We start from the raw sequence: 25,549 nt of genomic DNA on the forward strand, positions 1-25,549 counted from the left end.
CTCGCGCGGGATGAACGACCCCGAAAGCCGGATTCAGCTTCCAGGCTTTCGACGAGGGGGCAAGAGATCGAAGCGGCGACGCTTCGAGGTCAGGCAGCCGGCCCAAGAAGCCGGCGACATATCAGCACATCAGAGGAGGATTCATGTTGGGCGTTTCTTCACTTCGCGCCGCCGCATTTGCCTTGGTGGCAGGGCTCGGCTTCGTCGGCGCCACCGCGCAGGCCGACGCCCAGTCGCTCGAAAAGATCAAGAAGGCGGGCGTCATCCGCATCGGCGTGATGGGCGAGCAGGCTCCCTGGGGCTCGATCGACGCGAGCGGCCAGAACATCGGCTACGACGTCGATGTGGGCCGGCTGATCGGCGAGGAGCTCGGCGTCAAGGTCGAGTTCGTGCCGAACGCCGTGGCCGCCCGCATTCCCAACCTGCTGACCAACAAGGTCGATCTGCAGATGGCCGTGATGGGCATGTATCCCGACCGCGCCAAGGCCGTGCAGTTCTCGAAGCCCTATTCGGGCCTGAAGATCATCCTGCTCTCCAGCAAGAAGAACAAGATCGAGACCATCGAGGATGCCCGTAACCTGCGCATCGGCGTGCCGCGCGGCGCCGCGCAGGACAAGTCGATCACGACGCTGCTCGGCGACATCCCCAATATCCGCCGCTTCGACGACGACAGCTCGACGATGCAGGCCCTGGTCTCCGGCCAGGTCGATGCGATCGGCGGCAACACGACCTACAAGATCAATCTCGACAGGGCCTCGCCCGGCAACGACTACGAGCAGAAGCTGGTCTTCAACGAGCAATGGCAGGGCATCTGCACCAAGCTCGGCGATGCCGAGATCAATGCCTGGCTCAACCAGTTCATCGACAAGGTCGCGGCCGATGGCCGACTCGCGAAGATCAGCGAGAAATGGCTGGCCCAGCCCCTGCCGAGCTTCCCGGCTGCCGTCGAGGGCGTGCCCTTCACCGTGAAGTGACGGGCCGCACCGAGCGCCACCCGACCCCCTTGAGACGAGGCGCGACCGCATCCATGCGGCCGCGGCCGGCTGCCGATCTCGCCAGGAACCGCCATGCGAACGATCTTCATCCTGAACGGGCCGAACCTCAATCTGCTCGGCCAGCGCGAGCCTGAGATCTACGGCCGCACCACCCTCGACGAGATCCGGGGCTGGTGCGAGGCCGACGCGGCCGAGCTCGGTCTTGCCATCGACTTCCGCCAGTCGAATTTCGAGGGTGAGATCATCGAGGCGGTCCATGCCGCGCGGAAGGATGCCGCCGGCATCATCATCAATCCGGCGGGCTATACCTTCACCTCGATCGCCATACTCGACGCGCTCAAGATGTTCGATCGCCCGAAGATCGAACTGCACATCTCGAACATCCATCAGCGCGAGGCGATCTACCACAACTCGCTGGTCTCGAAGACGGCCACCGCCGTGATCGCCGGGCTCGGCGCCTATGGTTATCGGCTCGCATTGCGCGCCATGGCGGAGATGACGCGATGATCCGCATCGCCCTGCTTGGAGCGGGCCTCATCGGCCGCGAGCACGCGGACCTGATGGCGTCGCATCCCGACATCGCCATCGCCGCCATCTGCGACCCCTCCCCTGAGGCCGCGAAGCTGGCCGAGCGGCTGTCGGTGCCGTACCGGTCCGACTATGTCGCCATGCTCGACGAGTTGCGCCCAGACGGCGCGATCATCGCGCTGCCGAACCAGCTCCACGCCCCGGCAGCGCTGGCCTGCATCGAACGCGGCATCGCCTGCCTGATCGAGAAGCCCGTTGCGGAAAGCATCGCTTCCGCCGCCCGGATCGTCGAGGCGTCCGAACGCACCGGCGTGCCGGTGCTGGTCGGCCATCAACGCCGCCACAGCCCCGACATCCGCGCGGCGAAGCAGGCGATCGCGGCCGGCGAGCTCGGCGACATCGTCGCCGTCAACGGCATGACGCTGTTCGACAAGCCGGCCAACTATTTCGACGTCGCCTGGCGGAAGAGCGCCGGCGGGGGCGTGCTGCTCATCAACCTGATCCACGACATCGACATCCTGCGCCATCTGGTCGGCGAGATCGACAGCATCCGCGCCTTCACCTCCCATGCGCGCGGCTTCGCGGTCGAGGATGGAGCGAGCCTCTCGATCCGCTTCGCCAATGGCGCGCTGGGCAGCTTCATCATCTCCGACAACGCCGTCAGCCCCTGGGCCTGGGAATACAGCTCCGGCCAGGCGCTCTACCATCCCACGCAGCCGGAGCCTTGCCTGTTCCTGGCCGGGCGCAAGGCTGCCCTGTCGGTCTCGGACATGTATCTGTGGCGTCACGAGCGCGACGACGAACACTGGCAGCACCCGCTGGCGCGACATTACCGCGGCGCTGCCGGCCTGCCGACCTATGTCGCCCAGCTTACCCATTTCGCCGCCGTCGTCAGGCGGGAGCAGCAGCCGTTGATCACCGCCCGGGACGGCATGGCCACGCTGGCCGCGACGCTCGCGGTCGATCTTGCCGCCCGCGAAGACCGCACGGTCACGCTGGCGGAGATGCTCGCACAAGGAGGAACAGCCCCATGACCGGCACGATCGCAGCCACGACCAAGACGATCCAGGGCGAGGTCATTCCGGCTCTGGGGTTCGGAACCTTCGAGATCACCGGCCCTGCCGGCGAGGCGGCGATCCGTACCGCGATCGATCTCGGCTACCGGCAGATCGATACGGCGATCCGCTATGGCAACGAGGCCGAGGTCGGGCGGGCGATCCGCGCCTCCGGCGTACCGCGCGGCGAGCTCTTCGTCACGACCAAGATCTGGTTCAACGACCTCGCACCGGAGACCGTCCATCGCCGCGTCGACGAAAGCCTCGACCGGCTCGGGCTCGACCAGGTCGACCTGCTGCTCGTCCACTGGCCGGCGAAGGATGTTCCGCTGGCTGAGACGCTGGCAGCCTTCGCCGAGGAGAAGCGGAAGGGACGCACGCGATTGATCGGCGTCAGCAACTTCCCAGTCGCGCTGCTCGACGAGGCGCTGGAGATCCACAAGGCCGAATTGTTCTGCAATCAGGTCGAGTATCACCCCTTCCTGTCGCAGGAGAAGCTGCTGGCCCGGATGCGGCGCGCCGGCATGCTGCTGAACGCCTACCAGCCGATCGCGCGCGGCAAGGTCTTCGACAACGATCTGCTCAATGCGCTCGGCCGCAAATACGGGAAGTCGGCGGGACAGGTGACGCTGCGCTGGCTGGTCCAGCAGGATGGCGTCGGCGCGATCCCGCGCTCGTCCAAGCCCGAGAACATGCGGGCCAATCTCGAGATCTTCGATTTCGAGCTGTCGCCGGAAGACATGGCTGCGATCCACGGGCTTGCGCGCGGCCAGCGCTATTCCAGCTTCGAGTGGGCGCCCGCCTGGGATGACTGAGACAAAGCGCACCGCAAGGGAAGAACGATGACTCTCGACTTCAGCGTCGTGGCCGACGCCTGGAAATCGCTGCTGTTCGGAGCGCTGGGAACCTTGTTCCTGGCCTTTTCCGGCATGGTCATCGCCATGGTCGTCGGTGTCATGGGCGTGGTCATCCTGCGGATGCAGATGCGGATCCCCTCGCTGCTGGTGACGCTCTTCGTCGAGATCATCCGCAACACGCCGTTTCTGGTGCAGATCTTCTTTCTGTTCTTCGCGCTGCCGCTCGCGGGCGTCCGCCTGAATCCGACGGTCACGGCCATCCTGGCGCTCGGCGTCAATGGCGGCGCCTATGCGATCGAGATCATCCGCGGCGGCGTCGAGAGCATCCCGAAGGGGCAGACGGAAGCCGGCCTGGCGCTCGGCCTGCACAAGCATGAGGTCTTCCGGCTGATCGTGCTCATCCCGGCGCTGCGCGCGATCTACCCGTCGCTCGCCAGCCAGTTCATCCTGCTGACGCTGACCACGGCGATCTGCACCTCGATCTCCGCCTATGAACTGACCTCGGTCGGCCAGCGCATCGAGGCGGAAACCTTCCGCAGCTTCGAGGTCTATTTCACGCTGACCTCGATCTATCTGGTGATCTCGCTCGTGACGATGTGGCTGCTCGCGGCGCTGGGTCGCTGGGCCTTCAGCTATCCGCAGCGCTGAGGAGGCAGGACATGGGCATCCAGGAACTGACCTATCTGCTGCAAGGCCTGCTCTGGACCTTGTTCCTCACCGTCATCGGCTTCGTCGGCGGCATCCTGTTCGGCATCGTCGTCGCGGTGCTCAGGGTTTCGCCTTCGCCCTGGCTGCGGATTCCGATGATCTGCTGGATCGGGGTGTTCCAGGGCACGCCGCTGCTGATGCAGCTCTTCGTCGCCTATTTCGGCCTGCCGCTGCTCGGCTTCAACTTCCCGGCCTGGGCCGCCGTCTCGGTCGCGCTGACGGCGCATGCCTCGGCCTTCCTCGGCGAGATCTGGCGCGGCGCGATCCAGGCCGTGCCGTCAGGCCAGAGCGAGGCCGCCAATGCGCTCGGCCTGCCCGGCTGGAGCCGGATGGTCGACGTCGTCATGCCGCAGGCCTTCAAGCTCTCGCTGCCGGCGACCGTCGGCTTCCTCGTGCAATTGCTGAAGGGGACGTCGCTCGCCGCGATCGTCGGCTTCATCGAATTGACCAGGGCCGGCACCATCGTTTCCAACCAGATCTACAAGCCCTTGCTCGTCTTCGGCGTGGTGGGCGCGCTGTACTGCGCCATGTGCTGGCCGCTCTCGCTCTGGGGCCGCAGGCTCGAGCAGCGAATGGCGGCCGGGACGGCAAAATGAGGGAGATCGACGTGACCCGGACCCATGACAGCACCAGCCGTGCCGCCCAAGAAACCGCCGCTCCGATGATCGAGATGCGGCAGGTCGAGAAATTCTACGGCCCGTTCCATGCCCTCAAAGGCATCGACTTCTCGGTCACCAAGGGCGAGAAGATCGTGCTTTGCGGCCCCTCCGGCTCGGGCAAGTCGACGCTGATCCGCTGCATCAACCATCTCGAACCGATCGCGAGCGGAGAGATCGTGGTGGCAGGCCACCGGCTGAGCGACAGCCAGGACGCCGTCGATGCCGTACGCCGCGAGGTCGGCATGGTGTTCCAGCAGTTCAACCTGTTTCCGCACAAGACGGTGCTGGAAAACTGCATCCTCGCGCCGATGCGGGTGCGCAAGCTCTCGCGCGCCGAGGCGGAAGAGACGGCCCGGAAGTACCTGGAGCGGGTGCGCATCGGCGACCAGGCGGCGAAATACCCGGCCCAGCTCTCCGGCGGCCAGCAGCAGCGCGTCGCGATCGCGCGCGCCTTGTGCATGGAGCCCAAGGCCATGCTGTTCGACGAGCCGACCTCGGCACTCGATCCGGAAATGGTCAAGGAAGTGCTGGACACGATGGTGTCCCTGGCGCGCGACGGCATGACCATGATCTGCGTCACCCATGAAATGGGCTTCGCGCGCCAGGTGGCCGACCGCGTGATCTTCATGGCCGATGGCGAGATCGTCGAGGAGAACGCGCCGGACGCGTTCTTCTCGAACCCGCGACACGAGCGCTCACGTGCCTTTCTCGGGGAAATCCTCGCGCATCATTGAGCAGATGCGCCGGACATTGGCGGCCTGCCCGCATTCAGTCGCGGCTCGTTCCCGCATGGCGGCACTAGGCGCGCCGGGTGAGCGATGTTACAGCCCCGGTCACATTGGGCAGTCCGCTACCTGAATTCGGAAAGAACAAATGTTGCTTCGAGTCGGCACCCGCCGAAGCCCGCTGGCGATGGCTCAGACCAACTTCGTCATCGGTCTGATCAAGGCGGCATTCCCGGAGATCGAATTCGAGATCCGATCGGCTTCGACCGTCGCCGATCGCGACAGGGTGTCGGAATTCCACCAGTTTCGCATGGTCGGCGTCTTCACGACCGAGCATGAGGAGCAGCTTCTTCGCAACGAGGTGGACTTCGTCGTCCATTCCCTGAAGGACCTGCCGACGACCCTGCGCGACGGGCTCGTGCTCGCCGCCGTGCCCAAGCGCGAAGATCCGCGCGACGCTCTCTGCGGCGCGACGCTGGAAAGCCTGCGTCCCGGCGCACGGGTCGGCACCGGCTCCTTGCGCCGGCGCGCGCAGATCCTGAGCCTGCGGCCGGACGTGACGGTCGTGCCGATCCGCGGGAATGTCGGCCCCCGGCTGGCCAAGATCGAGGGGGACGACGCCCTCGATGCCGTGATTCTCGCCGAGGCCGGCCTGAGGCGCCTCGGCCTCGCCGATGCGACGACCGAGACGCTCGATCCCCATGCCTTCCCCTATGCCGTCGGCCAGGGCGCCCTCGGCATCGAGGCGCGCGCGCAGGACAGCGACATCCTCAAGGTGCTGCAGGCCATCCAGTGCCCGCAGACGCGCGCCGAAGTCGATGCCGAGCGCGCCATGATGCATACGCTGGGAGCAGGCTGCAGCCTGCCGGTCGGGGCCTGCGCCAACTGGAAGGACGGCCGGCTGACGCTGCAGGCTCAGGTCACCTCGCTCGACGGGCAGGAGCGCATCATCGCCACCGAGGAAGGGCCGGCGGAGACAGCGGCCGATCTCGGCGTGGCGACCGGCGAGACGCTGAAGACACAAGGCGGCACCAGGATCCTGGAAACCAGCTACCGGGAATTCAACAGCCACTTCAAGCTGTTCAAGTCCTGACACGACCCGCAGGCCCGTCCGGCCATCGGCATCGCAGCCTTTTCGAACCTCGCGATATCGCGCCATCCGCGTGATGCTGTCGATGGCGGCTGCCGCGAGCCCCCTCTTCCATAACCAATCAGAATACGCCCCACCCGATTTCGACTTGGACAGCCTGGGATCGCAGCGCCCAGACTGGAGCCAAGAAACAAAGTCGAGGGGATTGCATGATCAGGAACTCTGTCGTCGGGCTCGCCGGCCTGGTGCTCGCCGCCTGCCTGCCGGTCGCGGGCATGGCCCAGGAGACCGTGCTGCGCGTCGCCGGGGACGGCAACGTCTCGACGCTCGATGCGCACCGCGCCAGCTCCACCAGCGACAAGACCGTGATCGGCTGGATGTATAACGGCCTCGTCCGCTTCAAGCCCGGGAGCGCCGATCCGAAGGATATCGAGCCGGATCTGGCCGAGCGCTGGGAGCAGTCGCCGGACGGCAAGGTCTGGACCTTCCATCTCCGCCAGGGGGTCAAGTTCCATGGCGACTGGGGCACGCTCTCGGCGGACGATGTCGTCTATTCGTTGCAGCGCTCGGCCGACCCCAAGCGCTCGACCTTCTCCTCGGATTTCGCGGCGATCGAAAAGGTCGAGAAGCTCGACGACCTCACGGTTCGGGTCACGCTGAAATATACGGACGTCAATTTCCTCGGCCGCGTCACGAACTACCATGGCGGCAACATCGTCAGCCGCAAGGCGGCCGAGGAGCTGGGCGACAAATTCGGCACGAATCCCGTCGGCACCGGCCCCTTCACCTATGTCGAGCAGGTGACCCAGCAATACGTCAAGCTCGCCGCCAACCCGAACTATTTCCGCGGCAAGCCGAAGATCGACAGCATCGTGATCCGCGCCATCCCCTCCGACAGCGCCCGCGAGCTCGCCTTCACCTCCGGCGAGGTCGATCTGATCTATGCCAAGCGCGAGCAGCGCTGGGTCGATTCCGCCCGCAAGCGTGCGGGCTTCAATGTCGAGATCTTCCGGCCCGGCGAATACCGGCTGCTGCACCTCAACCAGAGCCAGCCGCCGCTGGACGACATCCGCGTGCGCCGCGCCATCGCCGCCGCGGTCAATGTCGACGATCTCGTGCGCTATGTCGGCAAGGATGTCGGCCCCAAGGGCTGCTCGATCGTGCCGCCCGGCTATCTCGGCGAGGACTGCTCGGTCCGCTACGACTTCAATCTCGCCAAGGCCAAGGAACTGCTCGCCGAGGCCGGCCACAAGGACGGCGTGACGATCAAGGCCATCGTCTCGAACATCTCGGCGCAGCAGCCGATCATGGAGATCATCCAGGCGCAGCTCGCCAAGGCCGGGATCAAGCTCGAGATGCAGGTCGTCGACCACGCCACCTATCAGAGCCAGACGCGCAAGGACCTGAGCGGCCTGGTCTTCTACGGCGCGGCGCGCTTCCCCATCGCCGACACCTATCTCAGCGAGTTCTTCCATTCGCGGGCGACGGTGGGCACGCCAACCGCCGCGACCAATTTCTCGCACTGCAAGGTCGCCGACAAGGAGATCGAGGAAGCACGCACCGCGCCGGATGCCGACACGCAGAAGGCCCTGTGGAAGGAGGCGCAGCGCAAGATCATGGAGGATGTCTGCGCCATCCCGCTCTTCGAGCTGCGGCAGGTCTGGGCGCGCAGCGACCGGCTCGATCTCGGCTACGAACTCAAGGGCGCGATGAACCTCGCCCCGCCGATCACCGAAGCCACCACGCTGAAGCCGCGCTGAGGCGTCCGAGCCGGGAGCTCCGCCGTGGAGATCGTGCGACACCTCGCGGCCTCTATCGGCGCCGCCCGCCGCGAGCCCCTGACGGCGGAACTGCGGGAGGCGGCCTGCCGCAGCGTGCTCGATCTCGTGGCGGCCGCGGCCGCCGGCATCGCGGCGCCAGGCCCGCGCGCGGTTCGGCAGGTCGCGCGGGTGACCATGGCCGGCGGCGCCCTGCCCGTCTGGTTCACGGGGCAGAGCTCAGGCCTTGCCGGCGCGATCTGGTGCAATGCCTCGGCTTCCGCCGCACTCGATCTCGACGACGGGCACCGGATCGCGCGCGGCCATCCCGGAGCCGCGATCATCCCGGCCGCCTTCGCAGCGGCACAGGAGGCAGGGGCCACGACGGACGAGCTGCTGCAGGCGATCGTCGTCGGCTACGAGGTCGGCGTCGCGGTCGGCGCGGCGCGACGCTTCTATGCCAATACCGGGATGTGGTCGGGCTACGGCGTTGTCGCGGCCCTCGGCTTCCTGAGGCGCACGCCGGCGGAGCAACTCGCGCATGGTTTTGCCATCGCCGGCATTAGCGCGCCCAACCAGCTCCATGCCGGGGCGGGGCCCGCCTTTCGCGTGCAGGAAGGCAGCGACGTCAAGGAAGGCATTCCCTGGTCGAGCGTGACGGCCGCGAACGCGCTGCTGCTGGCCGAGGCGGGACATACCGGCCCTCTGGCGCTCCTCGACAATGACGAGCATTTTTTGCTCGAAGGGCTGGCGGAGGGTCTTGGCCGACAGCATTACATCGCGCGCAACTACATGAAGTTCCATGCCTGCTGCCGGCATGTCCATGCGCCGGCCGAGGCACTGCTGGACCTCCTCGCCGAAAACCGCATCGACCCGCGCCGCATCAAGGCCATCGAGGTCGCGACCTATAGCGGCGCCCTGCGTCTGGCGAACCGGCCACGGCCCCAGAGCTTCACCGATATCCAGTTCTCGATTCCCTATTGCCTCGCCCTGCTCGCGATCGACGGGCCGGAGGCGCTGCTGCCGCTGACGGAAACGGCCGTCGACCGGCCCGAGATCGTCGCCCTCGCGGAAAAGGTCTCGCTGAGTCTCGACCCCGCACTCGACGCCCGCTTTCCGGCGCAGACGCTGTCCCGCGTCACCATCCACATCGAGGGACGCTCCTTCGCCTCGCCCGTCACCGCGCCGCGCGGCGAAGCCTCGGATCCGCCGTCCTGGGCCGATCTCGAGGCCAAGCTGGAACGGGCCTGCCGGCTCGTCGCCACATCGGCGCAACGACAGATGTTGCTTGCCGCGCTTCGCCGCCTGCGCGACGGCGATCACGCTCCGCTGCTGCAGGCCTTCGCGACCCTGAGGCTCAGCCCGGCGTAAGGATCGTCTGCGAAATCTCGGCCGCCACCTCGCGCGCACCCCGCAGAAAGGCATCGACCAGCCGGGCGTTGCGGCTGTCGCGGATGCGGCAGAGCTGGAAATGGAGCTGAACGCCCGGCTCGAAGCGCCGGATGGCAAGCTTGTCACGCAATCCGCCGACGATCAGCGGATGCACCAGCGAGACGCCCGTTCCCGCGGCGACGAATTCGCAGAGCGTGGGCGAGACGTTCGCCACCATGACGATGTTCGGCACGACGCCATGGGCATCCAGGACCCGGCCGATGCTCCGGCTGGTATGGCTTTCGGGATCGAAGGAGACGAAGGGAACGCCTTCGAGGTCGCGAGGCGTGATCACCTCCCGCGCCGCGAGCGGATGGTCGAGCGGCAGGATGCAGACGACCGGATGCGCCATGAGCGGCTCCGCCACGATATAGGGATTGTCGATCGGCGCGACGATCAGCCCGACATCGAGCTTGCGGGTGACGAGCCCGTCCGCGATCCATTGCGAGCTGCGCGACTGCACCGAACAGAACACCCCGGGCTGCGCCTCCAGGAAGCGCGAGGTCGCTTCCTGGATGAAGGAGCCCGACAGCGCCGGCATGACGCCGATCAGGAGCCGGCTCTGCTCGTCGCGGCGGATGGCCTCCACCGCATTCTCGACCTGGCGCACGCCCGCGAAGATGCGGTCGATCTCCTCATAGAGCCGCATGCCGCGCCGCGACGGCGCCAGCCGCCCCTTCACCCGATCGAAGAGCTGCAAGCCCGTATCGGCCTCGAGATGGGCGATCAGCTTGCTCATCGCGGGCTGCGAGATGTTCATCATCTCGGCAGCGCGGCTCACCGTGCCGTATTCGATGACCGCCTTGAAGGCTTCGACCTGACGCAGGTTGAGCCGCCGAACCATCGCATAACCCTGAAGAATAGGAACCAGCAAAAAACGACTTTGACGAAATACAAGATGGCTCCCTAACGTCTCAGCCGGCAAGGGAAATTCACATGCGGCCTGACATCGTCGTCATCGGAGGGGGAACGGTCGGGGCAGCCATCGCCTACGGCCTGGCGAAGCGGCGCCAGAACGTGCTGCTGCTCGACGGCGACGATGGCGACTTCCGCGCGGCCCGCGCCAATTTCGGCCTGGTCTGGCTGCAGGGCAAGGGGCTCGGCATGCCGGCCTATCAGGCCCTGACACGCCGGAGCATCGCGCTATGGCGCGGCTTTTCCGATGCGCTCGAAGCCGAGACGGGCGGCGATCTCGCTTACGAGCAGAATGGCGGCCTCGCCTTCTGCCTCGGGGAGGAGGCCTTCGAGAAGCGCCGCCTCGACCTGATGCGCCTGCACAACCAGCGCGGCGACGGCGAGCCGGACTGGGAGATGCTCGACCGTCCGGCGCTGGAGCGCCTGCTGCCCAAGGCCGGGCTCGGTCCCGACGTGACGGGCGCGAGCTTCGGCCGGCATGACGGCCACGCCAATCCGCTGCGGCTTCTGGCGGCGCTGCATGGCGGGCTGGTCCGCCTCGGCGGCAGCATCCGCCATCGCGCCCGCGTCGAGCGGATCGAGCGGGCCGGTGCGGATTTCCGTCTCGTGCTCGACGGCGAGACATTGACGGCGCCGCGCATCGTCATCGCCGCCGGGCTCGGCTCGGTGGCTCTCGGCCGGCAGGTCGGGCTCGACGTGCCGGTGCATCCGGAACGGGGCCAGGTGCTCGTCACCGAGCGGCTCGCCCCCTTCCTGCCCCTGCCCGCCAGCGGCCTGCGCCAGACCGCGGAAGGCACGGTAATGATCGGTGCGACCAAGGACGAGGTCGGCTTCGATGCCTCGACCACCACCGAAGCCGCCTCCTCGCTGAGCCGCAAGACGGTCCGGACCATTCCCGCGCTCGCGCATGTCGGGCTCGTCCGGCAATGGGCGGGCCTGCGGATCATGACGCCCGACGGCTACCCGATCTACGCGCAATCGGAGAGCCATCCCGGCGCCTTCGTCGCGCTCTGTCATTCCGGCGTGACGCTCGCGGCCTTCCACGCCGATCCCCTCGCCGAGGCGATCACGGCCGGTTCGCTCCCCGAAACCTTTTCTCCCTTCCACCAGAGACGCTTCGATGTTCCGCAAGCTGCATGATCCAGGGCCGTCCGCCGTCACGGTCCATATCGACGGGCGCCCGGTCCGGGCCGAAGCCGGAGAGAGCGTCGCCGCCGTGCTGCTGCGCCAGCCCGAAGGCTGGAACCGGACCACGCCGGTCTCGGAAAGCCGCCGCGCGCCTTATTGCATGATGGGCGTCTGTTTCGAATGCCTCGTCGAGGTCGATGGCCAGGGCTCCGTGCAGAGCTGCCTGACCCCGGTGCGGGACGGGATGTCCGTGACCCGCCAGCAGGGACGCCGGAGCCTCTCGGCATGAGCGATCAACACACCGATCTCCTGATCGTCGGCGCGGGGCCGGCCGGCATGGCCGCTGCCGTGACAGCCCGCCGCCATGGCTTGTCCGTGCGGGTGGTCGACGATCAGTCGGCGCCCGGCGGCCAGATCTGGCGCGCCATCGAGACTGTCGCTGCGACGCCGCGCCTGGCGCGGCTGGGAGAAGCCTATCGCGCCGGCGTCGACCGCGCCGCCGCCTTCCGCGCCTGCGGCGCCCTCTACGAGCCGCAGAGCCAGCTCTGGCAGATCGAGCCGGGGTTTCGCGCCTTCCTGACCCGCGACGGCCGGGCGCGCAGCGTGACGGCCGAGGCGATCATCCTCGCCACCGGCGCGCAGGAGCGCCCGGTGCCCTTCCCGGGCTGGACGCTGCCGGGCGTGCTGACGGTCGGCGCGGCGCAGATCCTGCTGAAGACCGCCGATTCCGTCCCGAACAAGCCGGTCTGGATCGCCGGCTGCGGGCCGCTGCCACTGCTCTACATGACGCAGCTTCTGGCGGCGGGCGGCAAGATCGCCGGCTTCCTCGACACCACGCCGCGCGGACGGGTCGGCGCTGCGCTGCGCCATCTGCCGCAGGGGCTCGGACGCTTCGGCGACCTCGTCAAGGGCCTGTCCTGGTCGCTGGCGCTGAAACGGGCCGGCTTCCCGATCATCCGCCATGTCGCGGAGCTGCGTGCCGAAGGCGACGGGCGTCTCGAAAGCCTGCATTACCGCACGCAGGACGGCCGGGAAGGCGATGTCGCCGCCGAGGTGCTGCTCGTCCATGAGGGCGTTGTGCCCAATATCCATGCCCCGCTCGCGCTGGGCTGCGCGGTCAGATGGGATGCCGGCCAGCATTGCCAGATCCCCGTGCTCGACACCTGGGGCGAAACCTCTCAGGCAAACGTCTTCGTCGCCGGCGACGGCGCCGGCATCGGCGGGGCCGAGGCGGCCGAGCCGCGTGGGCAGCTCGCGGCGCTGCGTGTCGCCACCAAGCTCGGAAAGCTGCGGGACGATGCGGCCGAGGCCGCCGCGCGCACGGAGCAAGCCGCGCTGTCACGCGCGCTCGCGCTGCGGCCTTTCCTCGATGCTCTCTACGCGCCGCGGCCGCAGGTCTTCGCGCCCGCCGACGAGACGCTGGTGTGCCGCTGCGAGGAGGTCACGGCCGGCGAATTGCGCATCCGCGCTGCGCAGGGGCGGCCCGGGCCGAACCAGCTCAAGGCCTTCACCCGCGCCGGCATGGGCCCCTGCCAGGGGCGGCAATGCGGCTACACCATGGCCCATATCGTCGCGGCGGTTCAGAACCGACCTGTCGAGGAGGTCGGCTTCTACCGGATCCGGCCGCCCTTGAAGCCCGTGACGCTCGGCGAACTCGCCAGCCTCGACGAGCAGGAGCCGGCGGCATGAGCATCGAGGCCTTCGATGTCGCGGTGGTGGGGGGCGGGCTGCACGGCCTGTCCGCCGCGCTGCATCTGGCCCGCGCCGGCCGCCGCGTCACGGTGATCGAGCGGCGCTGGACGGGCCGGCACGCCTCGGGCGCCACGGCTGCCGGGGTGCGCACCCTCAACCGCGACATCGCGGAGGTGCCGATCTCGCTCGAGGCCATGGCGATGTGGCATCGCATCGCCGAGATCGTCGGCGACGATTGCGGCTTTCACGCCCGTGGCCAGGTCAATGTCGCGGAACGCGACGAGCATATGCCGGCCCTGCTCCAGCGCGAGGCGAAGATGCGCGCGCTCGGGCATAGTCATGAGGAGCTGGTCGATGCGAAGGAGCTGCGCCGCCTCGTGCCGGCGCTGAGCCCGCATTGCGTCGGCGCGCTGGTCGCGCGACGCGACGGCGCGGCCGATCCGCACCGGACCATCCTCGCCTTCCGCCGTGCCTGCGAGGCCGAGGGCGTCGTCATCGCCGAGGGCTGCGGCGTCGAGGCGGTCGACCGGCAGGGCCCGGACTGGCTGCTCGCCTGCGGCGATCGCCGCTTCCGCGCGCCGGTCGTGGTCAATGCGAGCGGCGCCTGGGCGGCTCGGCTGGCGGCCTTGTTCGGCGACGACATCGCGCTCGGCGTGCGCGCCTCGATGATGATCGTGACCGAGCGCCTCGCGCCGCTGCTCGCCCCCGTGGTCAGCGTGGTCGGCCGGGCGCTCTCCTTCAAGCAGTCGGACCAGGGCACGCTGGTGATCGGCGGCGGCCTGCAAGGCGCGGCCGATCTCGACCGGGAAAGCAGCACGGTGAATTTCAGCGAGCTGGCCAAGGGCGCGCGCGCGTCGAGCGATCTCTTCCCGGCCGTGCACGGGGTCCGCATCGCCCGTTGCTGGACCGGAATCGAGGCGCAGACGCGCGACCGCCTGCCGGTGATCGGCGCCTCGCCGAATGCGCCCGGCCTCTTCCATGCCTTCGGCTTCTCCGGGCACGGCTTCCAGCTCGTCCCGGTCGTCGGCTCGATCCTGGCCGAGCTCGTCGTCGAAGGCCACACCCGGCGCGAGATCGCGGCCTTCGCGCCGCAACGCCTGATGCAGGAAAGGGCCGCGGCATGACGAGCTTCGTTGTCAGGCGCCTCCTGCTCGCCATTCCCACGCTGTTCGTGATGCTGACGGCGATCTTCGTGCTGGTCAGGCTCGTGCCGGGCGATGCCGCTTCCGTCATCCTCGGCGATCAGGCGAGCGCCGCCTCGCTCGCGGCGCTGCGCGAGAAGCTCGGCCTCGACCAGCCGGTCCATGTCCAGTACCTCGCCTTCATCGGCAAGGTGCTCACCGGCGATCTCGGCCAGTCCCTGAGCAGCGGCCGCAGCGTCATCCAGGAGGTGCTGCTCGTCCTGCCCTCGACCATCGAACTGACGGTCGCCGCCGTCGCCATCGGCCTCGTCTTCGGCCTGCCGCTCGGCGTCGCCGCCGCGCTCAGCCGCAATGGCTGGATCGACTATGTCGCGCGCGTCGTCTCGCTGGTCGGGCTCTCCTTCCCGGCCTTCGTCTCCGGCATCCTGATGCTGATCGTCTTCGCCATCCAGCTCGGCTGGTTCCCGGTGCTGGGCAATACCAGCGGCTCGGGCGACCTGACGGAGCGCCTGCGCGCGCTGGCGCTGCCGGCGCTCAATCTCGGCATCATCATGACGGCCTATGTGATGCGGGTGACGCGTGCGGCGATGCTCGGCGTCCTCACCGAGGACTATATCCGCACCGCCCGCGCCAAGGGGGTGAGCCCGACCCGGCTCGTCGTCACCCATGCGCTGCGCAACAGCCTGATCCCGATCATCACGGTGGTCGGGCTCTATTTCGGCACGCTGATCGGCAATTCGGTGCTGACCGAGATCATCTTCAACCGGCCGGGCCTGGGCAAGCTGATCATCGGCGCGCTCAACGCCCGCGACTACACGCTGCTGCAGGGGCTGATGATCATCTTCGCCATCTGCGTGATCATCGTGAACACCGTGACGGACATGGCCTATGGCCTCGTCGATCCGAGGGTGAAATACACATGAGCGCCGTCGCCTCCACGACCATCGAGATTCGGCCGGGCGGCCTCTGGCTCGCCTTCAGCCAGAACAAGCTCGCCTGGATCGGCCTCGTCCTGCTCGGCCTGATCGTCTTCGTCGCGGTTTTCGCGCCCTGGCTCGCGCCGCACGATCCGCTCGAGCAGAACATCGTCGCGCGGCTGGAGCCGCCTTCGGCCGAGTTCTGGCTCGGCACCGATTCCTATGGCCGCGACGTGCTCTCGCGCCTGATCTACGGGGCGCGCATCTCGCTCTTCGTCGGCTTCGTCGCGATCCTCATCGCCATGCTGATCGGCACGGCGATCGGCGTCATCGCCGGCTATATCGGCGGCCTCTTCGACCAGCTCGTCATGGGTGTGCTCGACGTGCTGCTGGCGTTCCCGACCCTGCTGCTCGGCCTGATGATCGCGGCGATGCTGGGGGCGAGCCTGGAGAACCTGATCATCGCCATCGCGGTCACCGAGATCGCGCCCTTCGCCCGCGTGGCCCGCGCCCCGACGATCACGCTGCGCCAGCGCGACTTCGTCGAGGCGAGCCGCTCCTATGGCTGCGGGCCGTTCCGGATCATGACGCGGCACATCCTGCCCAACATGCTGTCGGATGTGGTGGTGATGAGCTCGCTCTGGCTGGCATCGGCGATCCGCACGGAAGCCTCGCTGAGCTTCATCGGGCTCGGTGTGCCGCCACCGGCAGCGACCTGGGGTGGCATGATCCGGGAAGGCTTCGAGAACATCCTGGACGCCTGGTGGCTCGCGGTCTTTCCGAGCCTCGCGATCCTGGCAACGGTGCTCGCGCTCAACCTGCTCGGCGATGCCCTGCGCGACGCCTCGGACCCGCGCTCCCGCTCACGGTGAGGGCAACGGCTTCGCCGACTGGCGAACCACCTCCGATATCTCGCGGAGCTGGGGGGCCAGCGGGCTCGTCCTGCGCCAGACCATGCCGATCGTGCGGGAGGGCTGGGGCGCCTCGAAGCGGACGATGGAGACGGAAGCCGAGCGCGTCTCGACCGCCACGGCCATTTCCGGGATCAGGGTGACGCCGAGACCGGCGTCGACCATCTGGACCAGCGTCGACAGCGAACTCGCATCCAAAAGGTCACGCGGCTGCGCGGCACGCGGTCTGGTATTGCAGAAGGAGAGGGCCTGATCACGGAAGCAATGCCCCTCCTCGAGCAGCAGCAGCCTCATCTCGCGCAGCGCCTCGCGGCTCGGGGCGGGCTTCCCGTCATCCGCGCGCGGGCGGAGGAGGACGAAGCTCTCGGTGAAGAGCGCGACCTCGGTCAGGGACGGCTCCGACACCGGCAAGGCGACGATCGCCATGTCGAGGCGCCCCTCGTTCAATTCCTCGACCAGCTTCGGCGTCAGCGTCTCGCGCACATGGAGGTCGAGGCCGCCATGCAGACGGGTGAGATCGCCGATGAGGTTCGGCAGCAGATAGGGCGCGACCGTCGGGATCACGCCGATGCGCAACCGCGCGACCTGCCCGCCGCGGGAGGCGCGGGCATAGCCTTCCAGCTCGTCGAACGAGCGCAGGATCTCCCTCGCCCGCTCCGCGATTCCCTCGCCGAAACGCGTCAGGCGAACCTGGCGCCCGCCTCTCTCGAAGAGATCGGAGCCGAGCTCGCCCTCGAGAACCTTGATCTGCATCGACAGGGCCGGCTGCGAGATCGAGCACGCCTCGGCCGCGCGTCCGAAATGACCGTGCCGCGCCAGCGCCTCGAAATAGCGAAGCTGCTTGAGTGTCAGGTTCGTCATAATTTCAACTTATCGATGCAATCAGAAAATCGGAATTAAAATAATGAAACCGCTTTGCTAAGAGGCTAGCAGCGAAGAGGGGTGCAGCAGATGTCACGACCGCCACGCACCGCGAAGGCCAGCGCTGTTTCGGCCCCCGGCTTCCGCCGGCCCGCTCGCGTGCCGTGCCCCGCCTTCGCTCGGCAAGCCCGTCCGGTTCGGATGCCCCGATCGCCCGACGCCCTTTCGCCCCACTGATCCTGACAGGAGGAGCCGCTCCCCGAGGGCAAGGCTCCGATCGTCATGGAACCATGCCTTCAGCCCAGCCAAGCCCGGAGAGACACATGAACGCGAAGACTGAAGACAGCACGGGCAAATGCCCCGTCGCCCATGGCGGCGGCGCCCGGCAGAATCGCGACTGGTGGCCGAGCCAGCTGCCCGTCGACCTGCTGAACCAGCACTCGGCCAAGTCCGATCCGCTGGATCAGGCCTTCAGCTACCGCAAGGCGTTCGAGAAGCTCGACTATGAGGCGCTGAAGAACGACCTGCGCAAGCTGATGACCGAATCGCAGGATTGGTGGCCGGCCGATTTCGGCCATTACGGCCCGCAATTCATCCGCATGTCCTGGCACTCCGCCGGCACCTACCGCCTCGCGGACGGTCGCGGCGGCGGCGGCCGTGGCCAGCAGCGCTTCGCCCCGCTCAACAGCTGGCCGGACAATGTGAACATCGACAAGTCGCGCCGCCTGCTCTGGCCGATCAAGCAGAAATACGGCCAGGCCATCTCCTGGGCCGACCTGATGATCCTGACCGGCAATGTCGCGCTGGAGACCATGGGCTTCCGCACCTTCGGCTTCGCCGGCGGCCGCGAGGACACATGGGAGCCCGACAATGACGTGAACTGGGGCGCCGAGACCGCCTGGCTGACCCATCGCCCGCTCGACACATTCGACGCGCCGCTCAGCGCCACCGAGATGGGCCTGATCTACGTCAATCCGGAGGGCCCCGGCGCCAATGGCGATCCGGTCTCGGCCGCGCATTTCATCCGCGAGACCTTCGCCCGCATGGCGATGAACGACGAGGAGACCGTCGCGCTGATCGGCGGCGGCCACACCTTCGGCAAGACGCATGGCGCTGCGCCGGAATCCCACAAGGGTCCTGATCCCGAAGCCGCCGAGCTGGAGGCGCAGGGTCTCGGCTGGGCCAGCAATTACGGCACCGGCCATGGTGCCGATGCGGTCGGCAGCGGCCTCGAGGTCACCTGGACGCAGACCCCGGCGCAGTGGAGCAACCACTTCTTCGAGAACCTGTTCAAATACGAATGGGTTCAGACCCGCAGCCCCGGCGGCGCCATCCAGTGGGAGGCGAAGGATGCCGAGGCGGTCATCCCCGACGCCCATGACCCGTCGAAGAAGCACAAGCCGACGATGCTGACGACCGACCTGTCGCTGCGCTTCGACCCGGTCTACGAGAAGATCTCGCGCCGGTTCCTGGAGAACCCGCAGGCCTTCGCGGAAGCCTTCGCCCGCGCCTGGTTCAAGCTGACCCATCGCGATCTCGGCCCGCGCTCGCGCTATCTCGGCCCGGAAGTGCCGAAGGAAGAGCTGATCTGGCAGGATGTGGTGCCGGCCGTCGATCATCCGCTGGTTGGCGAGGCCGATATCGCCGCCCTCAAGGAGAAGATCCGGGCCTCCGGCCTCACCGTCTCCGAGCTGGTCGGCACGGCCTGGGCCTCGGCCGCGACCTTCCGCGGCGGCGACAAGCGCGGCGGCGCCAACGGTGCGCGTGTCCGGCTCAGCCCCCAGAAGGACTGGGAGGTCAACCGGCCTGCCCAGCTCGCCAAGGTGATCGAGGTGCTCGACGGCATCCGGCGCCAGTTCAACAAGGAGGCCGACGGCGACCAGAAAATCTCGCTGGCCGACCTCATCGTGCTGGCCGGGAATGTCGGCGTCGAGCAGGCGGCGAAGGCCGCCGGCCATGACGTCAGCGTGCCGTTCACGCCGGGCCGCACCGACGCCAAGCAGGAGCAGACGGACATCCATTCCTTCGCGGTGATGGAGCCTGTCCTGGACGGCTTCCGCAACTACCAGAAGGCCGGGGCGAAGGTGCCGGCCGAGGTGGCGCTGATCGACCGGGCACAGCTGCTGACGCTGACCGCGCCGGAGCTGACGGTGCTGATCGGTGGCCTGCGCGCGATCAACATCAACGCCGATGGCGGGACGCATGGTGTGCTGACCAACCGGCCGGGCGCGCTGACGAACGACTTCTTCGTCAACCTGCTCGACATGGGCACGCAGTGGAAGGCCGCCTCCGAGGCCAAGGACGTGTTCGAGGGCACCGATCGCAAGACCGGCGCCGCGAAATGGACCGGCACCCGCGCCGACCTCGTCTTCGGCTCGAACTCGATCCTGCGTGCGCTGGCGGAGGTCTATGCCAGCACGGACGCCAGGGAGAAGTTCGTGAAGGACTTCGTGGCGGCCTGGACGAAGGTGATGAATCTCGACCGTTTCGACATCGCCTGATGCAACGACGCCCGGCCGCCATCCTGCGGGCGGGCGCTCACGCGAACCGGTCCGTCATTCGCTGAACGGACCGGCCTCTCGCAGGATCGCGCCGTCGTCCCGGGCTTGCCCCGGTACGACGGCGTTTTCCTGAAAACGCCCCGGCCTTCCAAACGCGCCCCGGGGATGCAGCCCGCCGGCAAAGATTTTGCGCGGCCGGGGATGGACGGCGGGCACCGTCTGCGCGAAATTTCAGCATGCAGCCCTTGCAGATATTTTAAGCTTGAAACATTATGCTCCGGCGCGAGCCAAAGAAGTCCGAGGGAACCCGGCCGCGCCTCCTTTTTCGCTCGTTCGTCCCGGGAGGGCATCGATGACGACTCTCAAATTCGCACTCGCGCTCGGTTGTGGCGCGCTGGCCCTCTCCATGGCCTCGGCCCAGGCGCAGGAACCGATGAAGATCGGCGTGGTCAGCGTCCTGACCGGCCCCGGCGCCGCTCTCGGCCAGCAGGTCCGCGACGGTTTCCAGCTCGCGGTCGACAAGAATGGCGGCAAGCTCGGCGGCGTGCCGGTCAAGATCACCGTGATCGACGACGAATTGAAGCCCGACGTCGCAGTCGACCGGGTGCGCAGCTTCGTCGAGAGCGAGAAGCCGACCTTCGTCGTCGGCCCGGTCTTCTCGAACATCCTCGGCGCGATCGCCAAGCCCGTGCTCGATTCCGGCGCCTTCCTGATCAGCCCGAATGCCGGCCCGTCCACCATGGCGGGCAAGGCCTGCAACAAGAACTTCTTCGTCACCTCCTACCAGAACGACCAGGTGCACGAGGTCCTCGGCAAATACGCGCAGGACCAGAACTACAAGCGGGCCTATATCATCGCGCCGAACTATCAGGCGGGTAAGGACTCGCTCGCCGGCTTCAAGCGCTACTTCAAGGGCGAGATCGTCGATGAGGTCTACGCCCCGCTGAACGCGCTCGACTTCTCGGCCGACCTCGCCAAGATCGCCTCCACCAAGCCCGACGTCGTCTTCGCCTTCCTGCCCGGTGGGCTCGGTGTCAACTTCGTCAAGCAGTGGTCGCAGGCCGGCCTGCAAGGCAAGATCCCCTTCCTCTCCGCCTTCACGGTCGATGAATCGACCCTGCCGGCGCAGCAGGATGCGGCGGTCGGGCTCTATGGCGGGATGACCTGGGCGCCCAACATGGACAATCCGCAGACGAAGGACTTCGTGAAGGCCTATGAAGCCGCCTACAAGATCGTGCCGGGCTCCTACGCCCAGCAGGCCTATGATGCGGCGATGCTGATCGATTCCGCCGTGAAGGCGGCCGGCGGCACCGGCAATGCCGACAAGCTGCGCGACGCCATCAAGAAAGCCGACTTCACCTCGCTGCGCGGCAAGTTCAAGTTCAACACCAACGGCTTCCCGATCCAGGACTTCTATCTCGTCAAGGTCGCCAAGCGCGCGGACGGCAAGTTCCAGACCGAGATCGCCGAGAAGGTGTTCACCGACTACGCCGATCCGCACGCCAAGGATTGCGGGTTGAAATAAGGCGCCTCGGCGCCACATCCGCCACCGTCATCCCGGACAAGCCGCGAAGCGACGCCGATCCAGGATCCATCGAAGGGCAGAGTCCTGCAAGGAATGCGCTCTACGATGGATTCCGGGCCTTCGCTTCGCTACGCCCGGAATGACGGTCGAGGTTGATCGCGACGGCAGAGCGAGCCACCGATCCCATGACCACAAGCCTCCTGATCGTCCAGCTCCTCAACGGGCTCCAGTTCGGCATCCTGCTGTTCCTGGTCGCGGCCGGGCTGACGCTGGTCTTCGGCGTGATGGACTTCATCAACCTCGCCCATGGCGTCCAGTACATGCTCGGCGCCTATCTCGCCGTGACCTTCGTCGGCCTGACCGGCTCCTTCATGCTCGGACTCGCGCTTGCGCTCGCCGCCGCGCTGCTGCTGGGTCTGGTGCTGGAATTCCTCGTCTTCCGCCATCTCTACGAACGCGACCATCTCGACCAGGTGCTGGCGACCTTCGGCCTGATCCTGCTGTTCAACCAGGCGGTGAAGATGATCTGGGGCGCGGCGCCGCTTTCCGTGCCGGTGCCCGAATTCCTGTCGGGCAATGTCCGGCTGATGGACGGCATCCTCTATCCCGTCTACCGCTTCGCGCTGATCGGAGCAGGCCTGGGCGTCGGCGCGCTGCTCTGGTTCGTCGTCGAGAAGACGCGCACCGGCATGCTGCTCCGGGCCGGCGCCTCCAACGCGCCGATGGTCTCGGCGCTCGGCATCGATATCCGCAAGCTGTTCATGATCGTCTTCGCCTTCGGCACCATGCTCGCGGGCTTCGCCGGGGCGATGGCGGCGCCGATCCTCTCGGTCGAGCCCGGCATGGGCGACACGGTGCTGATCCTGGCCTTCGTCGTCATCGTCGTCGGCGGCATCGGCTCGATCCGCGGCGCCTTTGTCGGCGCGCTGATCGTCGGGCTGGTCGACACGCTCGGCCGCTCCTTCATGAACGACCTGCTGCGGCTGTTCATGGCGCCCGCCTCGGCCCGCGCAACGGGAGCCGCCCTCTCCTCCATGCTGATCTATCTCGTCATGGCGGCGGTGCTGTTCGTGCGGCCCGAGGGGCTGCTGCCGGCCAAGGGGCGCTCGTGAGCGCGGTCACGACATCCGCGGCCATCGGGCGCCCGGCGCTGCCCGCTGCCCGCCGGCTCGCGCCGCTCGTCATCCTCGGCCTGCTCGCGCTGCTGCCGCTGGCGACTGCGCTCGGCCTGCCCGCGCATTGGCTGACATTGGTGACGCGGGCGATGATCTTCGCCATCGCGGCGCTCTCGCTCGACCTCATCCTCGGCGTCGGCGGCCTCGTCTCCTTCGGCCATGCCGCCTTCATCGGGATCGGGGCCTATGGCGCCGGCATCCTGATCACCGAGGGCCAGACCGAGCTCCTGATCGCGCTGCCGGCCATCCTGCTCGTCTGTGCCGCCTTCGCGGCGGTGACCGGCTACGTCTCGCTGCGCACGCGCGGCGTCGCCTTCATCATGATCACGCTCGCCTTCGGGCAGATGGCCTTCTATTTCGCGCAGGCGCTCTCCGCCTATGGCGGCGATGACGGGCTGACGCTCTACGAGAAGAGCACGCTGCTGGGCCGGGAAATCTTCGCCAACCGTACCGGCTTCTACTACATCGCGCTCGGCACGCTGGCCTTCTGCTACTGGCTGGCGCGGCGGCTGGTGGCCTCGCGCTTCGGCCGCGTGCTGCGGGCCGCGCGCGAGAACGCCGTGCGCGTCACCGTCACCGGCTACGATGTCGACCATGTCCGGCTCGGCGCCTATGTGATCAGCGGCATGATGGCGGGGCTGTCCGGCTTCCTGCTCGCCAACCAGACCGATTTCGTCAGCCCTGCCTTCATGTCCTGGCAGCGCTCGGGCGAATTGATCTTCATGGTCGTGCTCGGCGGCGTCGGCTCTCTCCACGGAGCCATCGTCGGGGCGCTGGCCTTCCTGATCGCCGAGGATGTGCTTTCGGCGTGGACCCAGAACTGGAAGGCGATCTTCGGGCCGCTGATCGTGCTCTTCGTGCTGTTCACCCGGGGCGGCATCGCCGGCCTCATGACCAAGCTCAGAGGGCGCCGCGATGGCTGAGCCGGCGCTCGCACTGAAGGGGCTCGCCAAATCCTTCGGCGCGCTCAAGGTCACCGACGGGGTCGACCTGTCGATCGCGCCGGGCGAGCTTCACGCTCTGATCGGCCCCAATGGCGCGGGCAAGACGACGCTGGTGCACCAGATCTCCGGAACGCTGCGGCCGGATTCCGGCGCGATCCTGTTCGGAGGCACGGACATCACCCATCTGCCGCCGCAGAAGCGGGCGCGAGCGGGACTCGCCCGCACCTTCCAGATCACCTCGACCATCGCCTCGCTTTCGGCGCTGGAGAATGTCGCGCTCGGCGTGCAGGCGCATAGCGCTCACCCGCTCTCCCTCTTCCGCGACGCGGCGCGCGACGAGGCGCTCAATGCGCCCGCCTGGGAGGCGCTGGAGGCGGTCGGCCTGACCGAGCGCGCCCATGCTCCCGCCGGCAGCCTCTCGCATGGCGAGAAGCGCGCGCTGGAGATCGCGATGGCGCTGACCCTCAAGCCAAAGCTCATCCTGCTCGACGAGCCCCTGGCCGGCGTCGGGCATGAGGAGGGCGAACGATTGATCGCGCTTTTGAAGAGCCTTAAGGGCCGCTTCGCCATGCTGCTGGTCGAGCACGATATGAGCGCCGTCTTCGCGCTCGCCGACCGCGTCACGGTGCTGGTCTATGGTGGCGTCATCGCCTCGGGCGAGCCGGCGACAGTGCGGGCCGATCCGGCCGTGCGGCAGGCCTATCTCGGCGAGGAGGTCTAGCGATGCTCCACGTCGAAGGGCTCGATGCCGGCTATGGCGAGGCGCAGATCCTGTTCGGGGTCGATCTCTCCGTCGGCGAGGGCGAGGTGGTGACTCTGCTCGGCCGCAACGGCATGGGCAAGACCACGACGGTGCGCGCCATCATGGGCCTCTTGCCGGCCAAGGCCGGACGCATCGCCTTCGGCGGCCGCGACCTGACCGGCGCCCCGCCCTTCCGCGTCGCTCAGGCCGGCATCGGCCTGGTGCCGGAAGGCCGGCAGATCTTTCCAACGCTTTCGGTCGAGGAGAATCTGATTGCGACCGCAGCAGATCGTTCCGGCAAGAAGCGCTGGGACTTGGAGCGGATCTATGCCTTCTTCCCGCGTCTCAGGGAAAGGCGAGAGAATCGCGGCAACCAGCTCTCCGGCGGCGAGCAGCAGATGCTGGCGATCGGCCGGGCGCTGATGACCAATCCCAAGCTGATCATCCTCGACGAGGCGACAGAGGGGCTCGCGCCCCTGATCCGCGAGGAGATCTGGAACTGCCTGACGGCTTTGAAGGCGGAAGGCGAATCCATTCTCGTCATCGACAAGAACGTCGATGCGCTGGTCCGGATCGCCGACCGCCATGTCGTGCTGGAGAAGGGGCGCGTCGTCTGGCGCGGCACCAGCGCCGAACTGCGCAGCGACAGCGCCGTGAAGGACCGCTTCCTGCATTTTTAGCAGCAGCGACCGCCAACCGCCGCCCGGTCCGCTGGCCGGCTTGATGAGGAGAGCAAGATCATGAAGCCGCTGACTGCCGGCGTGACACGCGCCAATGAAGGCCTGGACGCGATTTCCTGGAACATCCTCGGCCAGACCTATGTACCGAAGACGCTGTCGCAGGACAGCTTCTCCTGGCACGCGACCTTCCCGCCGGGCACCTTCGTGCCGCCGCATATCCACACGACGCAGGACGAGTTCGTCTACATGCTGGAGGGAAGGCTCGATCTCGTGCTCGACGGGCAGGAGAGCTTCGCCACCGCCGGAGACCTGATCCGCCTGCCCCGCAATGTGCCGCATGGCCTGTTCAACAAGAGCGACGCGACGGTGAAGTGCCTGTTCTGGGTTTCGCCGACCGGCCGGCTCTACGATCTGTTCTGGGGCATCCATTCCATGGCGGAGCAGAAGCCGGCGGATGTCGTCGCGCTCTCGGCCAAGCACGAGGTCGATTTCCTGCCGCCGCCGCCCGAAGGCGCCTGAGCCGGCACATTCCCGTGAAAAGCATCGCCTCGCCGGCCGATCGCCCCCTGGCCGGCGATGGCCCGTTAAGGATAATCAATCGTTAAGCGTGA

General features: G+C 67.5%; 25 protein-coding genes. 23 read left to right on the forward strand and 2 right to left on the reverse strand.

The annotated features are described in order from the left end of the window. The first annotated feature begins 143 nt into the window (after positions 1–143). The 10 genes from AB6806_RS13865 to AB6806_RS13910 all read left to right on the forward strand — a co-directional run bounded on the left by AB6806_RS13865 (position 144) and on the right by AB6806_RS13910 (position 9,745). The gene (locus AB6806_RS13865; RefSeq protein ID WP_370954771.1) at positions 144–974 is read left to right on the forward strand and encodes a transporter substrate-binding domain-containing protein; all 831 of its coding nucleotides are present in this window, start codon (positions 144–146) and stop codon (positions 972–974) included. A 93-nt stretch (positions 975–1,067) separates the two neighbouring features. Continuing rightward, on the forward strand, positions 1,068–1,502 hold the full coding sequence (gene aroQ / locus AB6806_RS13870) for a type II 3-dehydroquinate dehydratase (RefSeq protein ID WP_370954772.1): 435 nt from the start codon (positions 1,068–1,070) through the stop codon (positions 1,500–1,502). Then, positions 1,499–2,557, forward strand: a complete 1,059-nt coding sequence (locus AB6806_RS13875; protein ID WP_370954773.1) for a Gfo/Idh/MocA family protein — start codon at positions 1,499–1,501, stop codon at positions 2,555–2,557. The genes aroQ and AB6806_RS13875 overlap by 4 nt, the downstream gene beginning before the upstream one ends. Further along, positions 2,554–3,393, forward strand: coding sequence for an aldo/keto reductase (locus AB6806_RS13880; protein WP_051987366.1), 840 nt, complete (start codon positions 2,554–2,556; stop codon positions 3,391–3,393). The genes AB6806_RS13875 and AB6806_RS13880 overlap by 4 nt, the downstream gene beginning before the upstream one ends. 27 nt (positions 3,394–3,420) lie before the next feature. Further along, positions 3,421–4,083, forward strand: coding sequence for an amino acid ABC transporter permease (locus AB6806_RS13885; RefSeq protein WP_370954774.1), 663 nt, complete (start codon positions 3,421–3,423; stop codon positions 4,081–4,083). Positions 4,084–4,094: 11 nt separating this feature from the next. Further along, a complete protein-coding gene (locus tag AB6806_RS13890; RefSeq protein ID WP_370954775.1) occupies positions 4,095–4,739 on the forward strand; it encodes an amino acid ABC transporter permease in 645 nt (214 codons plus the stop codon). Positions 4,740–4,804: 65 nt separating this feature from the next. Beyond that, the gene (locus tag AB6806_RS13895; RefSeq protein ID WP_038357780.1) at positions 4,805–5,536 is read left to right on the forward strand and encodes an amino acid ABC transporter ATP-binding protein; all 732 of its coding nucleotides are present in this window, start codon (positions 4,805–4,807) and stop codon (positions 5,534–5,536) included. A 139-nt stretch (positions 5,537–5,675) separates the two neighbouring features. Continuing rightward, a complete protein-coding gene (gene hemC / locus AB6806_RS13900; RefSeq protein ID WP_112764772.1) occupies positions 5,676–6,620 on the forward strand; it encodes a hydroxymethylbilane synthase in 945 nt (314 codons plus the stop codon). A 206-nt stretch (positions 6,621–6,826) separates the two neighbouring features. Beyond that, positions 6,827–8,377: an ABC transporter substrate-binding protein gene (locus tag AB6806_RS13905; RefSeq protein WP_133565823.1), complete on the forward strand. Its 1,551-nt coding sequence runs from the start codon at positions 6,827–6,829 to the stop codon at positions 8,375–8,377. 24 nt (positions 8,378–8,401) lie between these two features. Continuing rightward, a complete protein-coding gene (locus tag AB6806_RS13910) occupies positions 8,402–9,745 on the forward strand; it encodes an MmgE/PrpD family protein (RefSeq protein ID WP_370954776.1) in 1,344 nt (447 codons plus the stop codon). Here the strand turns inward: AB6806_RS13910 and AB6806_RS13915 are convergent. Continuing rightward, positions 9,732–10,649 (reverse strand): LysR substrate-binding domain-containing protein, encoded by a 918-nt coding sequence (locus tag AB6806_RS13915; RefSeq protein WP_142023344.1) that lies wholly within the window; start codon positions 10,647–10,649, stop codon positions 9,732–9,734. The two genes, AB6806_RS13910 and AB6806_RS13915, sit on opposite strands and share 14 nt — an antisense overlap. Before the next feature lie 92 nt (positions 10,650–10,741). Between AB6806_RS13915 and AB6806_RS13920 the strand changes: the two genes are divergently transcribed. The 6 genes from AB6806_RS13920 to AB6806_RS13945 are packed head-to-tail and all read left to right on the forward strand — an operon-like array spanning position 10,742 to position 16,471. Further along, positions 10,742–11,860 (forward strand): NAD(P)/FAD-dependent oxidoreductase, encoded by a 1,119-nt coding sequence (locus AB6806_RS13920; protein WP_142023343.1) that lies wholly within the window; start codon positions 10,742–10,744, stop codon positions 11,858–11,860. Further along, positions 11,841–12,137: a (2Fe-2S)-binding protein gene (locus AB6806_RS13925; protein ID WP_112764767.1), complete on the forward strand. Its 297-nt coding sequence runs from the start codon at positions 11,841–11,843 to the stop codon at positions 12,135–12,137. Before AB6806_RS13920 ends, AB6806_RS13925 begins: the two co-directional genes overlap by 20 nt. Next, positions 12,134–13,537 (forward strand): FAD/NAD(P)-dependent oxidoreductase, encoded by a 1,404-nt coding sequence (locus AB6806_RS13930; RefSeq protein WP_370954777.1) that lies wholly within the window; start codon positions 12,134–12,136, stop codon positions 13,535–13,537. Before AB6806_RS13925 ends, AB6806_RS13930 begins: the two co-directional genes overlap by 4 nt. Beyond that, positions 13,534–14,664 carry an NAD(P)/FAD-dependent oxidoreductase gene (locus tag AB6806_RS13935; protein WP_142023341.1) on the forward strand — a complete coding sequence of 377 codons (1,131 nt, stop codon included), beginning with the start codon at positions 13,534–13,536 and terminating at the stop codon, positions 14,662–14,664. Before AB6806_RS13930 ends, AB6806_RS13935 begins: the two co-directional genes overlap by 4 nt. Then, positions 14,661–15,605 (forward strand): ABC transporter permease, encoded by a 945-nt coding sequence (locus AB6806_RS13940; RefSeq protein WP_038357652.1) that lies wholly within the window; start codon positions 14,661–14,663, stop codon positions 15,603–15,605. The genes AB6806_RS13935 and AB6806_RS13940 overlap by 4 nt, the downstream gene beginning before the upstream one ends. Then, positions 15,602–16,471 carry an ABC transporter permease gene (locus tag AB6806_RS13945; RefSeq protein ID WP_112764763.1) on the forward strand — a complete coding sequence of 290 codons (870 nt, stop codon included), beginning with the start codon at positions 15,602–15,604 and terminating at the stop codon, positions 16,469–16,471. The genes AB6806_RS13940 and AB6806_RS13945 overlap by 4 nt, the downstream gene beginning before the upstream one ends. Here AB6806_RS13945 and AB6806_RS13950 read toward each other — a convergent pair. After that, positions 16,463–17,371, reverse strand: coding sequence for a hydrogen peroxide-inducible genes activator (locus AB6806_RS13950; RefSeq protein ID WP_142023340.1), 909 nt, complete (start codon positions 17,369–17,371; stop codon positions 16,463–16,465). The two genes, AB6806_RS13945 and AB6806_RS13950, sit on opposite strands and share 9 nt — an antisense overlap. 323 nt (positions 17,372–17,694) lie before the next feature. Here AB6806_RS13950 and katG point away from each other — a divergent pair, with 323 nt between their 5' ends. From katG to AB6806_RS13985, 7 genes are all read left to right on the forward strand, one after another. After that, a complete protein-coding gene (gene katG, locus AB6806_RS13955) occupies positions 17,695–19,872 on the forward strand; it encodes a catalase/peroxidase HPI (protein WP_142023339.1) in 2,178 nt (725 codons plus the stop codon). A 352-nt stretch (positions 19,873–20,224) separates the two neighbouring features. Next, positions 20,225–21,397, forward strand: a complete 1,173-nt coding sequence (locus AB6806_RS13960; protein WP_038357646.1) for an ABC transporter substrate-binding protein — start codon at positions 20,225–20,227, stop codon at positions 21,395–21,397. A gap of 185 nt (positions 21,398–21,582) precedes the next feature. Continuing rightward, a complete protein-coding gene (locus AB6806_RS13965; protein WP_112764760.1) occupies positions 21,583–22,509 on the forward strand; it encodes a branched-chain amino acid ABC transporter permease in 927 nt (308 codons plus the stop codon). Next, positions 22,506–23,495, forward strand: coding sequence for a branched-chain amino acid ABC transporter permease (locus AB6806_RS13970; RefSeq protein ID WP_370954778.1), 990 nt, complete (start codon positions 22,506–22,508; stop codon positions 23,493–23,495). The genes AB6806_RS13965 and AB6806_RS13970 overlap by 4 nt, the downstream gene beginning before the upstream one ends. Continuing rightward, positions 23,488–24,237 (forward strand): ABC transporter ATP-binding protein, encoded by a 750-nt coding sequence (locus AB6806_RS13975; protein WP_142023338.1) that lies wholly within the window; start codon positions 23,488–23,490, stop codon positions 24,235–24,237. Before AB6806_RS13970 ends, AB6806_RS13975 begins: the two co-directional genes overlap by 8 nt. 2 nt (positions 24,238–24,239) lie before the next feature. Next, on the forward strand, positions 24,240–24,938 hold the full coding sequence (locus tag AB6806_RS13980) for an ABC transporter ATP-binding protein (RefSeq protein ID WP_142023337.1): 699 nt from the start codon (positions 24,240–24,242) through the stop codon (positions 24,936–24,938). A 60-nt stretch (positions 24,939–24,998) separates the two neighbouring features. Beyond that, the gene (locus tag AB6806_RS13985; protein WP_142023336.1) at positions 24,999–25,457 is read left to right on the forward strand and encodes a cupin domain-containing protein; all 459 of its coding nucleotides are present in this window, start codon (positions 24,999–25,001) and stop codon (positions 25,455–25,457) included. The last annotated feature ends 92 nt before the right edge of the window (positions 25,458–25,549 follow it).

This window comes from Allobosea sp. RCC_152_1, from assembly GCF_041360765.1.
Classification (GTDB): domain Bacteria; phylum Pseudomonadota; class Alphaproteobacteria; order Rhizobiales; family Beijerinckiaceae; genus Allobosea; species Allobosea spartocytisi.

Excerpts from the sequence above, each read along its gene's own strand:
- AB6806_RS13865 (WP_370954771.1), top strand. The coding sequence starts at position 144 with ATGTTGGGCGTTTCTTCACTTCGCGCCGCCGCATTTGCCTTGGTGGCA.
- aroQ (WP_370954772.1), top strand. The coding sequence starts at position 1,068 with ATGCGAACGATCTTCATCCTGAACGGGCCGAACCTCAATCTGCTCGGC.
- AB6806_RS13875 (WP_370954773.1), top strand. The coding sequence starts at position 1,499 with ATGATCCGCATCGCCCTGCTTGGAGCGGGCCTCATCGGCCGCGAGCAC.
- AB6806_RS13880 (WP_051987366.1), top strand. The coding sequence starts at position 2,554 with ATGACCGGCACGATCGCAGCCACGACCAAGACGATCCAGGGCGAGGTC.
- AB6806_RS13885 (WP_370954774.1), top strand. The coding sequence starts at position 3,421 with ATGACTCTCGACTTCAGCGTCGTGGCCGACGCCTGGAAATCGCTGCTG.
- AB6806_RS13890 (WP_370954775.1), top strand. The coding sequence starts at position 4,095 with ATGGGCATCCAGGAACTGACCTATCTGCTGCAAGGCCTGCTCTGGACC.
- AB6806_RS13895 (WP_038357780.1), top strand. The coding sequence starts at position 4,805 with ATGATCGAGATGCGGCAGGTCGAGAAATTCTACGGCCCGTTCCATGCC.
- hemC (WP_112764772.1), top strand. The coding sequence starts at position 5,676 with ATGTTGCTTCGAGTCGGCACCCGCCGAAGCCCGCTGGCGATGGCTCAG.
- AB6806_RS13905 (WP_133565823.1), top strand. The coding sequence starts at position 6,827 with ATGATCAGGAACTCTGTCGTCGGGCTCGCCGGCCTGGTGCTCGCCGCC.
- AB6806_RS13915 (WP_142023344.1), bottom strand. The coding sequence starts at position 10,649 with ATGGTTCGGCGGCTCAACCTGCGTCAGGTCGAAGCCTTCAAGGCGGTC.
- AB6806_RS13920 (WP_142023343.1), top strand. The coding sequence starts at position 10,742 with ATGCGGCCTGACATCGTCGTCATCGGAGGGGGAACGGTCGGGGCAGCC.
- AB6806_RS13925 (WP_112764767.1), top strand. The coding sequence starts at position 11,841 with ATGTTCCGCAAGCTGCATGATCCAGGGCCGTCCGCCGTCACGGTCCAT.
- AB6806_RS13930 (WP_370954777.1), top strand. The coding sequence starts at position 12,134 with ATGAGCGATCAACACACCGATCTCCTGATCGTCGGCGCGGGGCCGGCC.
- AB6806_RS13935 (WP_142023341.1), top strand. The coding sequence starts at position 13,534 with ATGAGCATCGAGGCCTTCGATGTCGCGGTGGTGGGGGGCGGGCTGCAC.
- AB6806_RS13940 (WP_038357652.1), top strand. The coding sequence starts at position 14,661 with ATGACGAGCTTCGTTGTCAGGCGCCTCCTGCTCGCCATTCCCACGCTG.
- AB6806_RS13945 (WP_112764763.1), top strand. The coding sequence starts at position 15,602 with ATGAGCGCCGTCGCCTCCACGACCATCGAGATTCGGCCGGGCGGCCTC.
- AB6806_RS13950 (WP_142023340.1), bottom strand. The coding sequence starts at position 17,371 with ATGACGAACCTGACACTCAAGCAGCTTCGCTATTTCGAGGCGCTGGCG.
- katG (WP_142023339.1), top strand. The coding sequence starts at position 17,695 with ATGAACGCGAAGACTGAAGACAGCACGGGCAAATGCCCCGTCGCCCAT.
- AB6806_RS13960 (WP_038357646.1), top strand. The coding sequence starts at position 20,225 with ATGACGACTCTCAAATTCGCACTCGCGCTCGGTTGTGGCGCGCTGGCC.
- AB6806_RS13965 (WP_112764760.1), top strand. The coding sequence starts at position 21,583 with ATGACCACAAGCCTCCTGATCGTCCAGCTCCTCAACGGGCTCCAGTTC.
- AB6806_RS13975 (WP_142023338.1), top strand. The coding sequence starts at position 23,488 with ATGGCTGAGCCGGCGCTCGCACTGAAGGGGCTCGCCAAATCCTTCGGC.
- AB6806_RS13980 (WP_142023337.1), top strand. The coding sequence starts at position 24,240 with ATGCTCCACGTCGAAGGGCTCGATGCCGGCTATGGCGAGGCGCAGATC.
- AB6806_RS13985 (WP_142023336.1), top strand. The coding sequence starts at position 24,999 with ATGAAGCCGCTGACTGCCGGCGTGACACGCGCCAATGAAGGCCTGGAC.